This window comes from Streptomyces sp. NPDC127084, assembly GCF_042724175.1.
In the GTDB taxonomy this organism is placed as follows: domain Bacteria; phylum Actinomycetota; class Actinomycetes; order Streptomycetales; family Streptomycetaceae; genus Streptomyces.
This window is the reverse complement of sequence record NZ_JBHXFA010000181.1, coordinates 1-12304: the sequence shown is the minus strand read 5'-3', so window position 1 is coordinate 12304 and position 12304 is coordinate 1. Positions and strand designations below refer to the sequence as shown.

13 protein-coding genes are annotated in these 12304 nt (G+C 71.1%); 6 read left to right on the top strand and 7 right to left on the bottom strand.

The genetic code is table 11. From position 1 onward, the window contains the following. The first annotated feature begins 102 nt into the window (after positions 1–102). A complete protein-coding gene (locus ACFWI9_RS29390) occupies positions 103–999 on the top strand; it encodes a PHP domain-containing protein (RefSeq protein WP_387166775.1) in 897 nt (298 codons plus the stop codon). A gap of 201 nt (positions 1000–1200) precedes the next feature. Then, positions 1201–1803, top strand: coding sequence for a MarC family protein (locus ACFWI9_RS29385; RefSeq protein WP_387166782.1), 603 nt, complete (start codon positions 1201–1203; stop codon positions 1801–1803). Between the two features lie 156 nt (positions 1804–1959). Here the strand turns inward: ACFWI9_RS29385 and ACFWI9_RS29380 are convergent, their stop codons facing one another. Beyond that, on the bottom strand, positions 1960–2112 hold the full coding sequence (locus ACFWI9_RS29380) for a hypothetical protein (protein WP_387166772.1): 153 nt from the start codon (positions 2110–2112) through the stop codon (positions 1960–1962). Between the two features lie 170 nt (positions 2113–2282). Here ACFWI9_RS29380 and ACFWI9_RS29375 point away from each other — a divergent pair, with 170 nt between their 5' ends. Further along, complete coding sequence (locus ACFWI9_RS29375; RefSeq protein ID WP_387166779.1) at positions 2283–3188, top strand: NYN domain-containing protein; 906 nt, start codon at positions 2283–2285, stop codon at positions 3186–3188. A 35-nt stretch (positions 3189–3223) separates the two neighbouring features. Here ACFWI9_RS29375 and ACFWI9_RS29370 read toward each other — a convergent pair whose 3' ends face one another. Both ACFWI9_RS29370 and ACFWI9_RS29365 read right to left on the bottom strand, forming a co-directional pair. Beyond that, positions 3224–4078: an alpha/beta fold hydrolase gene (locus ACFWI9_RS29370; protein ID WP_387166770.1), complete on the bottom strand. Its 855-nt coding sequence runs from the start codon at positions 4076–4078 to the stop codon at positions 3224–3226. Between the two features lie 212 nt (positions 4079–4290). Further along, the gene (locus tag ACFWI9_RS29365; RefSeq protein ID WP_387166767.1) at positions 4291–6081 is read right to left on the bottom strand and encodes a DEAD/DEAH box helicase; all 1791 of its coding nucleotides are present in this window, start codon (positions 6079–6081) and stop codon (positions 4291–4293) included. 506 nt (positions 6082–6587) lie between these two features. Between ACFWI9_RS29365 and ACFWI9_RS29360 the strand changes: the two genes are divergently transcribed. Continuing rightward, complete coding sequence (locus ACFWI9_RS29360) at positions 6588–7337, top strand: ferritin-like fold-containing protein (RefSeq protein WP_387166764.1); 750 nt, start codon at positions 6588–6590, stop codon at positions 7335–7337. 113 nt (positions 7338–7450) lie between these two features. On the opposite strand, the gene ACFWI9_RS29355 is transcribed toward ACFWI9_RS29360, so the two are convergent. The 4 genes from ACFWI9_RS29355 to ACFWI9_RS29340 all read right to left on the bottom strand — a co-directional run bounded on the left by ACFWI9_RS29355 (position 7451) and on the right by ACFWI9_RS29340 (position 9377). Then, positions 7451–7723, bottom strand: a complete 273-nt coding sequence (locus ACFWI9_RS29355; RefSeq protein WP_387166776.1) for a hypothetical protein — start codon at positions 7721–7723, stop codon at positions 7451–7453. Between the two features lie 189 nt (positions 7724–7912). Further along, positions 7913–8140, bottom strand: coding sequence for a DUF3107 domain-containing protein (locus ACFWI9_RS29350; protein ID WP_387166762.1), 228 nt, complete (start codon positions 8138–8140; stop codon positions 7913–7915). 182 nt (positions 8141–8322) lie between these two features. Then, positions 8323–8964: a TetR/AcrR family transcriptional regulator gene (locus ACFWI9_RS29345; RefSeq protein WP_387166760.1), complete on the bottom strand. Its 642-nt coding sequence runs from the start codon at positions 8962–8964 to the stop codon at positions 8323–8325. Positions 8965–9125: 161 nt separating this feature from the next. Further along, on the bottom strand, positions 9126–9377 hold the full coding sequence (locus ACFWI9_RS29340; RefSeq protein WP_387166758.1) for a hypothetical protein: 252 nt from the start codon (positions 9375–9377) through the stop codon (positions 9126–9128). A 263-nt stretch (positions 9378–9640) separates the two neighbouring features. On the opposite strand from ACFWI9_RS29340, the gene ACFWI9_RS29335 reads away from it, so the two are divergent. Then, positions 9641–10603 (top strand): alpha/beta fold hydrolase, encoded by a 963-nt coding sequence (locus ACFWI9_RS29335; protein WP_387166756.1) that lies wholly within the window; start codon positions 9641–9643, stop codon positions 10601–10603. A gap of 8 nt (positions 10604–10611) precedes the next feature. Continuing rightward, positions 10612–12156, top strand: a complete 1545-nt coding sequence (locus tag ACFWI9_RS29330) for a DUF3152 domain-containing protein (RefSeq protein WP_387166753.1) — start codon at positions 10612–10614, stop codon at positions 12154–12156. The last annotated feature ends 148 nt before the right edge of the window (positions 12157–12304 follow it).

The window sequence follows — 12304 nt, the reverse complement described above, 5'->3', positions numbered from 1 at the left end:
CCCCTGGGTGGGCTGCCCTACGCGGTGTTCCTGAGGGTCCCGGGGGTGCCGTTACTCTTGAGTGGTTCCCATCCGTCCTAAGTGCGCCCTGGAGTCCGTGTCGTGCGTATCGATCTGCACACCCACTCCACGGCTTCGGACGGTACGGACACCCCCGCCGAACTGGTCCGCAACGCCGTCGCCGCCGGACTCGACGTCGTCGCGCTGACCGACCACGACACCGTCGCCGGGCATGCCGAGGCCCTCGCCGCCCTCGCCGGGCAGAGCGCCCCCCTCACCCTTGTCACCGGAGCCGAACTCTCCTGCCGGGCCGATGGGGTGAGCCTGCATATGCTGGCCTATCTCTTCGATCCGGAGGAGCCCGAGCTGGCGCGCGAGCGCGAGCTGGTCAGGGACGACCGGGTGCCGCGGGCCAAGGCCATGGTCGCCAAGCTCCAGGAGCTGGGCGTACCGGTCACGTGGGAGCAGGTGGCCCGTATCGCCGGGCACAGCGGCGAGGCAACCGGCAAGGTCTCCGTCGGCCGCCCTCATATCGCCTCCGCGCTCGTCGAGCTCGGCGTCGTCCCGGATGTCTCCGCCGCCTTCACGCCCGACTGGCTGGCGAACGACGGGCGGGCCTATGTCGAGAAGCACGAGCTCGACCCCTTCGACGCCATCCGCCTGGTCAAGGCGGCCGGAGGCGTCACGGTCTTCGCCCACCCGCTCGCCGTCACCCGCGGGCAGGTGGTGCCGGAGGGCACCATCGCCCGGCTGGCGGAGGCCGGGCTCGACGGCATAGAGGTGGACCACATGGACCACGACGAGGCGTCCCGTGCCCAGTTGCGCGGCCTCGCCGCCGAGCTCGGGCTGCTCACCACCGGGTCCAGCGACTACCACGGCAGCCGCAAGACCTGCCGGCTCGGGGAGTACACGACCGACCCGGAGATCTACGGCGAGATCACGCGCCGCGCGACCGGCGCTTTCCCGGTCCCCGGTACGGGCGGAACGCCCGCCCGCTGACCACCGGAGCGCCGCCTTCGGCGTTGTCCCACACCTCGACTGACACGCGCTGATCCCGCTCGTCGCTGATCCGGTACGCACACTCGGTACACGCACCCGGCATGCACGCGGTACCGGCGGACCGGCTCGGTGCACCAAGCCACGGGCCACCACGCGCGCACCACACCCAGCACATCCACCACACCCCTGCAAGGCACCACTGTGTTCGACGTCGCCGTCTTCGGTTCGCTCTTCCTCACCCTCTTCGTGATCATGGATCCCCCCGGGATCACGCCGATCTTTCTCGCCCTCACCTCCGGTCGCGCCACCAAGGTGCAGCGGCGGATGGCCTGGCAGGCCGTGGCGGTGGCGTTCGGAGTCATCACCGTGTTCGGCATCCTCGGCCAGCAGATCCTCGGGTATCTCCATGTCTCTGTCCCCGCCCTGATGATCGCGGGCGGGCTGCTCCTGCTGCTGATCGCCCTGGACCTGCTCACCGGCAAGACCGACGAGCCCAAGCAGACGAAGGACGTCAATGTCGCGCTCGTCCCCCTCGGGATGCCGCTGCTGGCCGGTCCCGGAGCCATCGTCTCGGTGATCCTCGCGGTGCAGAACGCCTCCGGGACCGGGGAGCAGGTCGCCGTCTGGGCGGCGATCGTCGCCATGCACGCCGTGCTGTGGCTGACCCTGCGCTACTCGCTGCTGATCATCCGGCTGATCAAGGACGGCGGGGTGGTCCTGGTGACCCGGCTCGCCGGAATGATGCTGTCGGCGATCGCGGTGCAGCAGATCATCAACGGCGTCACTCAGGTGATCCAGGGATAGTAGCCCGGTACGGATGACCGCAACCAAAACCCCCCCCCACGAAGGTCACCGGGCGGGGGCGATGTGCGCTCGACCCATGGCCGACGGCATCGACGGTGTCGTGCGGTGTTGCCGTGCGGGCCGTGCGGGCTGTGCGGGCTGTGCGGGCTGTGCAGGTTATGAGGCCGCGCATTCGGCCGGCCGGATGTAGATCCGCTGGCCGATCGCGGCCGCCTGGAGGACCATCCGGTTGACGGAGGCGGCATCGACAACGGTGCTGTCAACGGCCGTGCCGTCGACGTCGTCCAGTCGCATGATCTCGAAGCGCATATAGAGCTTCTCCCTTCTGTCCGTCCCAGTTCCACCCTTGCCAACAGGAGCAGAGCCGCAAACATTCCCTACGCTAAAGAAAATTTTTGGATGACTAACTACTGGCCGGTATGGCACCGCGGCCGCACCACAATGAGATCCATGAGATCCATGAGGCCCATATGAACGACATGAGCGGCGACGATGAGCTTCAGCTCCACCGCATCAGCGCCCGCCTGGAGCGCACCAACGAGCTGCTCCAGCGCATGCTCGCCGAGGTCGCCAAGACCCCGTCCACACATGCCATCTTCGTGGACGCCGGTTACGTCTATGCTTCCGCCGGATTGCTGGTCGCGGGCACCGAGGACCGGCGCTCCTTCGATCTGGACGCCGAAGGACTGATCGAGGCCTTCATCGACAAGGCCCGCACGATCTTCGCGGACAGTCGGCTGCTCAGGGTCTACTGGTACGACGGTGCCCGGCGCCGTATCCACACCGCCGAGCAGCAGGCCATCGCCGAACTCCCCGACGTCAAGGTCCGGCTGGGCAATCTGAACGCCAACAACCAGCAGAAGGGCGTCGACTCCCTCATCCGCACCGACCTGGAGTCACTGGCACGGCACCGGGCGATCAGTGACGCGGCACTCGTCGGCGGCGACGAGGATCTGGTCTCCGCCGTCGAGGCGGCACAGGGATACGGCGCGCGAGTCCACCTCTGGGGCATCGAGGCGGCGGACGGGCGCAATCAGGCGGAGCCGCTGCTCTGGGAGGTCGACAGCCAGCGCACCTTCGACCTCGACTTCTGCCGCCCGTACGTGACCCGGCGGCCCGTCACCACATACGAGGACGACACCCCCACCCCGTCCCGCGACGACGTGCGCCTCGTCGGCGCCCAGATAGCGGCCACCTGGATCGCCGAGCGCGGCCGGGCGACGATGCTGGAGCTGCTTCCCGGGCACCCCTACCTGCCCGGCCCGGTGGACCAGGACCTGCTCATAGAGGCGGAGAAACGGCTCCAGCACTCCCTGCGCGGCTACGCCCACCTCAGGCGCGCCTTGCGGGACGGCTTCTGGCAGCACCTCCAGAGCCGGCTCTGACGCCCGGGCTTCCGGCTTGTCAGGGCTCTGCGGGCTCAGTGCTCGCGCTCGTGCTCGTGCCAGAACCGTGCCAGTGCCTCGGCTGTCTCTACGGGCCGGTCGGTGTTCGGTGAGTGCTGGGCGCCGTCGATGACGGTGCGCCGTGCGCCGAGCCGTACCGCCATCTCGTCCATCAGGGGCACGGGCCAGGTGTCGTCGTACTCACCGGAGACCACGTGCTTCGGCAGTCGCACCGCGGCCAGCTCGTCCACCCGGTCCGGCTCGATGGTGAGCTGGTGGCCGGTGGCGAGCAGCTGGTGCGGGTTATGCCGCAGCCAGCGGTGCCGCAGATCTTCGCGGTCCCCGTTGAGCGCTGCCTCCTCCGGGGTGTCCATGGCCCGCATGGCCTCCCAGATCTCGGTCATGCTCATCGCCGCGATGGCCTCGCTCAGCAGCTTCACCTTGTCGCGCTGCTCGGGGGCGATACGGGCCGGACCCGACGAGATCAGCGTGAGTGTGACGAACGGCCGCGCGTCGCTGAGGACTGCGGCACGGGAGATCTGGCCGCCCAGCGAATGCCCGACCAGGTGGAGGGGACCGCCGACCGCCGCTGCCTGGGCCAGCACATCCCTGGCCAGCTCGTCCTGGACGTAAGCCTCCTGGGACGGGGGCCCTTCGCTTTCGTACTGGCCGCGGCCGTCGATCGCGATGGCGCGGTACCCGGCGGCGGTGAGCGGCTCCAGCATGGCGATGAAGTCCTCCTTGCTCCCGGTGTATCCGGGCAGGAGGAGCGCGGTGCCCCGGGGTGAGCCGTCCGGCTGGGCGTCCAGCACGGCGAAGTCGCCGCGCGAGGTCTCCAGCATGCGGGACCGGGCGCAGGCGGGGGGCGCAAAGGTGGGCGGGCGGCTCATACGAAGAGGTTACCGAGCAGTGGGGGGGGGTGGCGGGACAACGGGCGAGGGGGGAGGGCCCAGGGACCCCGAGAGCGGCCGCGGGGGGGGGGGGGGGGGGCCACTGGGGGGGGGGGCGCCAATACTCCGAGTCGTCCCCCCTCGGTGCCCACCCCCCCCCCCGGGGGGGGCACGGGCTCTTCCCGACGAACTCGGCCGACGGCCGGATGGACTCAGCTCTCAGGCTGGGTCACGGCCTTCGCGCGGGTGGCGCGGCGGCGGCGCGGCTTCGCGGGCTCCGCGGCAACCTCGCCGGTGGCCGACTCGGTCCCGGCGGCCTCGGTCATCACGGCGGCCTCGGTCGCCGGGGCGCCGACGGTCACGGCCTTGGCGGCGGCGGCGCGGGTGCGGCGGCGGCGCGGCTTCGCGGGCTCGGCTGCCTCGTCCATGGCCGGCTCGGCCACCGCTTCGGCGGTCACCGGGGCCTCGGCGCCGGCACTTGCACGGGTGCGGCGGCGGCGCGGCTTCGCGGGCTCGGCTGCCTCGTCCGCGGCCGGCTCGGCCACCGCTTCGGCGGTCACCGGGGCCTCGGCGGTACCGGCGCCGGCGCTGACACGGGTGCGGCGGCGGCGCCGCGGGGTACGCGGAGCCGTGTCCTCGCCCATGTCGGACGGGTCCGGCGCGTCCGACGGTGTGGGCTCGACGGACTCCGCCGCCGCACCCTCGGTCTCGTCAACCGCCGAACCGCCCCGCGTACGCCGCCGCTGGCGCGGAGTGCGCGTGCGAGCCGGGGGCTCCTCCTTCTTCGCCCGCCCGGAACGGCCACGGCCGCCGGGCTCCCCGAGGTCCTCGATCTCCTCGGCGGCGAGGCCGGCGCGGGTCCGCTCGGCACGGGGCAGCACGCCCTTGGTGCCGGCGGGGATGCCCAGCTCCTCGAAGAGGTGCGGCGACGTCGAGTAGGTCTCCAGCGGATCGCTGAAGCCCAGGTCCAGTGCCTTGTTGATCAGCTGCCAGCGCGGGATGTCGTCCCAGTCGACCAGCGTCACGGCGGTACCGGACGCGCCCGCGCGGCCGGTACGGCCGATGCGATGCAGATACGTCTTCTCGTCCTCGGGCGACTGGTAGTTGATCACATGCGTGACGCCCTCGACGTCGATGCCGCGGGCGGCGACATCGGTGCAGACGAGTACGTCCACCTTGCCGTTGCGGAAAGCGCGCAGCGCCTGCTCACGGGCGCCCTGCCCCAGGTCGCCGTGGACGGCGCCGGAGGCGAAGCCGCGCCGCGACAGCTGCTCCGCGATGTCCGCGGCCGTACGCTTCGTACGGCAGAAGATCATCGCGAGTCCGCGGCCCTCGGCCTGCAGGATGCGCGCGACCATCTCCGGCTTGTCCATCGAGTGAGCCCGGTAGACGCGCTGGGTGATGTTGGCGACGGTCGCGCCCTGGTCGTCCGGGGCGGTCGCGCGAATGTGCGTCGGCTGCGACATGTAGCGGCGGGCGAGACCGATCACGGCGCCGGGCATGGTCGCCGAGAAGAGCATGGTCTGGCGCTTGGCCGGCAGCAGCTGGATGATCTTCTCGACGTCGGGCAGGAAGCCGAGGTCGAGCATCTCGTCGGCCTCGTCCAGCACCAGTGCCTTGACCTTCGACAGGTTCAGCTTGCGCTGGCCCGCGAGATCGAGCAGTCGGCCGGGGGTGCCGACGACGACGTCGACACCCTTCTTGAGGGCTTCGACCTGCGGCTCGTAGGAACGGCCGCCGTAGATCGCGAGCACTCGGACGTTGCGCACCTTGCCGGCCGTCAGCAGGTCATTGGTGACCTGCGTGCACAGCTCGCGGGTGGGCACGACCACCAGTGCCTGCGGGGTGTCGGTCAGCTCCTCCGGCTTGGCGCGGCCCGCCTCGACGTCCACGGGCACGATGACCCGCTCCAGCAGCGGAAGGCCGAAGCCGAGGGTCTTGCCCGTACCGGTCTTGGCCTGCCCGATCACGTCCGTGCCGGAGAGTGCGACGGGGAGGGTCATCTCCTGGATGGGGAAGGGGGTGACGATGCCGACGGCCTCGAGGGCCTCGGCGGTCTCGGGGAAGATCCCGAGTTCACGGAAAGTCTTGATCTGCGTAGTCAGGGTGTTGCCTCTTCTGTGAGACGCGGCATGAGGCGAACGCTGGGGGTCTTACCGCACCTTTGGTACTGGTGGACCGGCCGTGGGGTGGCCGGAAGGCGCGGGACCACTGCCGTCGCTCGAGCGCTCATGCCGCTGAGGGCCCCTCGTGTGCGAAAGGGTGCACAGAGGGCTGTCGGGTCGGAGCCGATCGGGCCACCGACCGGGCATCCTCATTCAGTAGGGCCCGTCCAGGGCCCGTCATTCATAGGGCCCGTCCGCGTACGCGACTGTGCATACGTCACGGGCTCTCATAGCACTGTACCCCGGATTCGCGCATCTGTGTTGGGCGAATTCCGGCGAGCCATCTTGTGCCGGGTGCTGACCAGGGCCTTCAGCCAACCGGGCGGCGGGCTATTGTGCGCTCCATGGAGACGTCAGACAACGCGACCGAGCCGGTGTCCGGCACCGACGACGAACTCACCGGGATCGCCGCCCAGGACTGGGCCGCGGCCTCGGCCGATCCGCAGTACCGTGCCGCGGTGGTGGATCTGCTGGGCGCGCTCGCCTACGGCGAACTGGCGGCTTTCGAGAGGCTCGCGGAGGACGCCAAGCTGGCGCCCACGCTGGCCGACAAGGCGGAGCTGGCGAAGATGGCCTCGGCGGAGTTCCACCACTTCGAGCGGCTGCGGGACAGGCTGGCCGCGATCGAGACGGACCCGACCGCCGCCATGGAGCCGTTCGCGGCGGCGCTGGACGAGTTCCACCGGCAGACCGCGCCGTCGGACTGGCTGGAGGGGCTGGTCAAGGCGTATGTCGGCGACTCGATCGCCAGCGACTTCTACCGCGAGGTCGCCGTGCGTCTGGATTCGGACACCCGCGGTCTGGTCCTGGCGGTGCTGGATGACACAGGCCACGGCAACTTCGCCGTGGAGAAGGTGCGCGCCGCTATCGAGGCGGACCCCCGGGTCGGTGGACGGCTCGCGCTGTGGGCGCGCCGGCTGATGGGCGAGGCGCTGTCCCAGGCGCAGCGGGTCGTCGCGGAGCGGGACGCGCTGTCGACGATGCTGGTGGGCGGGGTCGCGGGCGGTTTCGACCTGGCGGCGGTAGGCGAGATGTTCACCCGTATCACCAAGGCGCACACCAAGCGGATGGCCGCGCTGGGGCTGGCGGCTTAGTCACGGCCGACCTGGCGCCGCCCGAAGTCCCCGTGTGCGTTGCAGGTGGGCTGACCTGATGTGCGGACGGACTGCGTCTTCCGGGAGACGAGAGCCTGGCGGGTGGGCGGGGATCAGGCTGCGGCTGATCCCCGCCGGAGCCTGCGGCCCGCGGGGCGGACCAGCAGCGACAGGGTGACGCCCGCGACGAGCAGCGCTCCGGCCAGGGTGGCGAGCTGATGGCCGGATCCGATCGCCGAATGCGTGAGATACGCCCCGAAGAGCGCACCCACCGCGCCGGTCCCGTACACCGTGCGCGGTGCGGGTAGCCGCTCGGAAAGCCATCGCACGGCCGCCCAGGACAGCACGATTCCGAGTAGCAGGGAGCCGAGAGCTTCCACGATCACCACGGATCACCTCATGTGCGCCGATCCCCGGACTGCTCCTCCCGCCGGCGCGGGAGGAACCCCGGGGATCCCAGGGCATTTGCGGTCACAGGCCGTCCTACCCGAACCCACCATGACGCAATCCCCGCCGCAACCCGAGCATGCGAAGGGCCCGGCGGTATCCGCCGGGCCCTCGAAAGCAAGAGCGATTCAGAGTGCTCCGAAGCCGACGCGGCGCGCCGTCACCTCGCCGATCTCCACGTAGGCGATCCGGTCGCCGGGCACGAGCACCTTGCGGCCCTTCTCGTCCACCAGGCTGAGCAGCTGCGCCTTGCCGGACAGGGCGTCGGCCACGGCCTGCTCCACCTCCTCGGCGGTCTGACCGCTCTCCAGAACGATCTCCCGGGGCGCGTGCTGCACGCCGATCTTGACCTCCACGGCTTTGTCCCTCCGAACGGTCAGCTATGCGCGGTCAGCCGCGCCGTACGCTGCACACATTAGCCCGGTAAGGGGACCGGGCACGGCGCCCTGGCGCACGCTGGGAGCGAACAGGGGGACGCGCATGGGCGGTCGGGTCCTCCGGACGGCCCCCGGCGCCGGACGGCTCGCCGCGGTCCGGGTCAGGCGCTCTCGCCGCCCTGGAGCGGGAACCCGGCGATGCCGCGCCACGCCAGCGAGGTCAGCAGCTGGACCGCCTGATCCCGAGGGATCGAGGACTCGCTGGACAGCCAGTAGCGCGCCACGACCTGCGACACACCGCCGAGCCCGACGGCCAGCAGCATGGACTCCTCCTCGGTCAGCGCGGTGTCCTCGGCGATGACCTGCGAGATCGCCTCCGCGCACTGCAACGACACCCGCTCCACGCGCTCACGAACGGCGGGCTCGTTGGTCAGGTCCGACTCGAACACCAGACGGAACGCGCCGCCCTCGTCCTCCACATAGGCGAAGTAGGCGTCCATGGTCGCCGCGACCCGCAGCTTGTTGTCCGACGTCGAGGCGAGGGCGCCCCGTACCGCCTGGAGCAGCGACTCGCAGTGCTGGTCGAGGAGCGCGAGGTAGAGCTCCAGCTTCCCGGGGAAGTGCTGGTAGAGCACCGGCTTGCTGACGCCGGCGCGCTCGGCGATGTCGTCCATCGCCGCGGAGTGGTAGCCCTGGGCGACAAACACCTCCTGGGCCGCACCCAGGAGCTGGTTGCGTCGGGCACGGCGCGGCAGGCGGGTGCCTCGCGGGCGCGCCGCCTCTGTCTGCTCGATGGCTGTCACGCCGCCTCCCACGTTCGATGTACACGCACAGTGTCCTGTGCCGCGGCCACTAGCCGCGCCCGCCATCGTACTTTTCGGTAACCGTGGTGTGCGCGGTGCGAGCGCAGAATTTCACGTACCGGACGCCCACGGAACCCGGAACGGACCGGAAGCCGACCGAATCAGCGGTAGTCGTCCTCGTCCAGCGCGACCACTCGTGCCTGTTCCGCCGCGTCGGCCTCGTTGGCGGCGAACAAGCTGATTCCCGTCAGCGGGTCATCCCGGCGCTGCTGTAGTTCCGTGTGCTGCTCCGCGGCGTCCGCCTCGGGGACCTCCTCATCGAGCCCCTCGAGGTCGGCGAGCTCGTCAGGAGCGATCGCCTGGCCCTGGTCGTCCTCCGCGAAGGTGTCCGGGTCCGCCGGATCGACAGCCATCGGGATCCCTTTCCTGTGCGTCCGGGGCAGCAGGGGGCGGGGTGCGTGCCCTGTATAGATACGAGCGTAGGAGTTCCTCCTGCCCGGCGCTATGCGGTGGAGTGTGCCGTTTCGGTGTCGATCCGGAGCGCGGACGGGTGCGAACGGCCCGCAGGCCGGTTCCGGTGCCGGTGGCGGAGCCGTCCCGGAGGCGCGTGGGGGAGCCGGGACGTGTGACGGCGAACACAGCATTGGTGGCGTGATCGTCTCGTAACATTGCCCCCATGTCTTCGACCGAGCTGCCGGGTTCCCGCGCCTCCGCACCGGTTCCGCGGACCCGTGCCGTGCGGGTCGCGGCGGGTGAGGAGCTGCGCTCCGTCACCCTGCCCGGTCTGACGCTCACCGTGCGCGCGCGTCCCCCCGCTGCCGCCGGGCTGCCCCGCGCGCTCTACGTACACGGTCTCGGCGGCTCGTCCCAGAACTGGTCCGCGCTGATGGAGCGGCTCGAAGGCCGGGTGGACGGCGAGGCGGTCGACCTGCCCGGATTCGGCGACTCACCGCCGCCGGACGACGGGAACTACTCGGTCACGGGGCATGCCCGCGCCGTCATCCGGATGATGGACGCCTCCGGGCGCGGTCCTGCGCACCTGATCGGGAACTCGCTGGGTGGCGCGATCTGCACCCGTATCGCCGCCGTCCGGCCCGACCTCGTCCGCACCCTCACCCTTGTCTCGCCCGCGCTGCCCGAGCTGCGTGCCCAACGCTCCGCCTGGCCCACGGCGGCGCTCGCACTGCCCGGTGTGGCCCGGTTGTTCAGCCGTATGACGAAGCACTGGACCCCGGAGATGCGGGTCCGCGGGGTCATGGCCCTCTGCTACGGAGACCCGGGCCGGGTGACCGACCAGGGCTTCCGGCATGCAGTCGAGGAGATGGAGCGACGGCTCGAACTCCCGTACTTCTGGGACGCGATGGCGCGCTCGTCCCGCGGCCTCGTGGACGCCTATACGCTCGGCGGGCAGCACGGACTGTGGCGGCAGGCGGAACGGGTGCTCGCGCCCACGCTCCTGGTCTACGGATGCCGGGACCAGCTCGTCTCGTACCGGATGGCACGTAAGGCCGCCGCGGCGTTCCGTGACTCACGACTGCTGACCCTGCCGGACGCCGGACACGTCGCCATGATGGAGTACCCGGAGACGGTGGCGGCGGCCGTCAGGGCATTTCTCGACGACAACAGCGGCAGGAGCTGATCCGGGGCGTGGGACGACACAGCCGCAAGGGCCCCGCACCCAAGGCCGCGGACAGCAGGAACGCGGGGGCCGCCCCGGCGGCGAACGGTGACGGGGGCGGGCGCGGGGAGTACGGCGGCCGGAGCGCGTACCCGACCCCGGCGCACGGCACCCCCGAGTACGGCACTCCCGCGCACGGCACCCCCGAGTACGGGGTCCCGGTGTACGGCACTCCCGCGCATGGAATCCCGGTGTACGGCACTCCCGCGCACGGGGTCCCGGCGTACGGCAACACGCCCGCCCGTACGCCGTCGTACGACACCCCCGTCCACGGCACACCCGCGCACGGCACACGGACCGACGGAACTCCGGCGCGCGGTTTCCCCAGCGTGCGCGGTGGCCATCCGGAGCAGCATGAGCCAGGCGGCGGCTGGGGCGCGCCGCAGGGCGGCTCGCGGTACGGCGACTGGCGGGGCGTCCCACGCGGACAGACGGCCACCATGACGGGCGGGCACCCCGTCGCCGCCCCGCCCGGGCCCGCACGGCAGGGGTCGCCGATCGGCGCCGGGGCCCGGATCCCCGGCCCGCGGCGGGAGTTTGTCGAGGCGTTCGATACAGCGGGCACTCCGGGCACGCCAGGGGCGGTTCCCGGTGCTTCGGGTGCGCCAGGCGCCGTAGGGGCGCCAGGGCTCAAGGAGCAGACCTCTCCCGACGTCGCGCCGGGCGGCGACGCGTCGGCGAGGCCGGCGGCCAGGGCGATCAAGGGCCGCACGGTCACCGGCATCGCCGCCGCGGCCGTCACCACCGTGCTCGCGGTCGTCGTCGCGGGCCAGGTCACCGGCGATGGCGCGGACGAGGCCGACGCGCGTGCCGCGGCGGAAGCGGACCGGGGCAGCGCGGAGGGCTCCGCGTCCCGCTCCGACAGCAGGCCCACCCCGCAGCGGCAGGCTCCCCGGGTGCCGGCCGCCCCACTCGGCTACGCACAGCTGATGGCCAAGCAGTTCCCGCTTGACCCCGAGCTCAAGGGGTCAGGCGACTTCGCGGCGGTGCCCGGTTTCGACAAGGCGCCGGGCAGTGGCGAGAAGATCCGCTACCGGATCGATGTGGAGAAGGGCCTCGGCCTGGACGGCGCGCTCTTCGCGAAGGCCGTCCAGCAGACCCTCAACGACAAGCGGAGCTGGGCCCGCGACGGGGACATGACGTTCGAGCGGATCTCCTCCGGGGACCCTCAGTTCGTGATCACCCTCGCCAGCCCTGGTACCACCGGCGTCTGGTGCGCCAAGTCCGATCTGGACACCATCGTCGGCAACGTCTCATGCAACTCCCACGAGACGGAACGCGTGATGATCAACGCCTACCGCTGGGCCCAGGGTTCCCCGACCTACGGGCCCAAGGCGATGCTCGCCTACCGCCAGATGCTGATCAACCACGAAGTCGGCCACCGGCTCGGGCACGGCCACGTGGACTGCAGGACACCCGGTGCCCTGGCGCCCGTGATGCAGCAGCAGACCAAGTCGCTCGACATCGACGGGGTGCGCTGCCGCCCCAACCCCTGGGTCTACCCCGAGGACTGACGCGCGGCCGCCCGCCGGCCGGCGCGAAGTCGGCCGCCGGCTCGCGAGGCCGTCGCCCGGGTGCAGTTCGTAGCGCTATCGAACGCCCTGAGCCCGGGAAAGTTACGTGTATTCACCCCTTCCGGTGGCGCGACGGACAACCGTCCGT

What these genes read in the sequence shown, in the direction of transcription:
- ACFWI9_RS29370 (WP_387166770.1), bottom strand. Translation starts at nt 4,078, where the DNA reads ATGAGCCGCCCGCCCACCTTTGCGCCCCCCGCCTGCGCCCGGTCCCGC.
- ACFWI9_RS29340 (WP_387166758.1), bottom strand. Translation starts at nt 9,377, where the DNA reads ATGGCTGTCGATCCGGCGGACCCGGACACCTTCGCGGAGGACGACCAG.
- ACFWI9_RS29360 (WP_387166764.1), top strand. Translation starts at nt 6,588, where the DNA reads ATGGAGACGTCAGACAACGCGACCGAGCCGGTGTCCGGCACCGACGAC.
- ACFWI9_RS29375 (WP_387166779.1), top strand. Translation starts at nt 2,283, where the DNA reads ATGAGCGGCGACGATGAGCTTCAGCTCCACCGCATCAGCGCCCGCCTG.
- ACFWI9_RS29335 (WP_387166756.1), top strand. Translation starts at nt 9,641, where the DNA reads ATGTCTTCGACCGAGCTGCCGGGTTCCCGCGCCTCCGCACCGGTTCCG.
- ACFWI9_RS29380 (WP_387166772.1), bottom strand. Translation starts at nt 2,112, where the DNA reads ATGCGCTTCGAGATCATGCGACTGGACGACGTCGACGGCACGGCCGTT.
- ACFWI9_RS29365 (WP_387166767.1), bottom strand. Translation starts at nt 6,081, where the DNA reads ATGACCCTCCCCGTCGCACTCTCCGGCACGGACGTGATCGGGCAGGCC.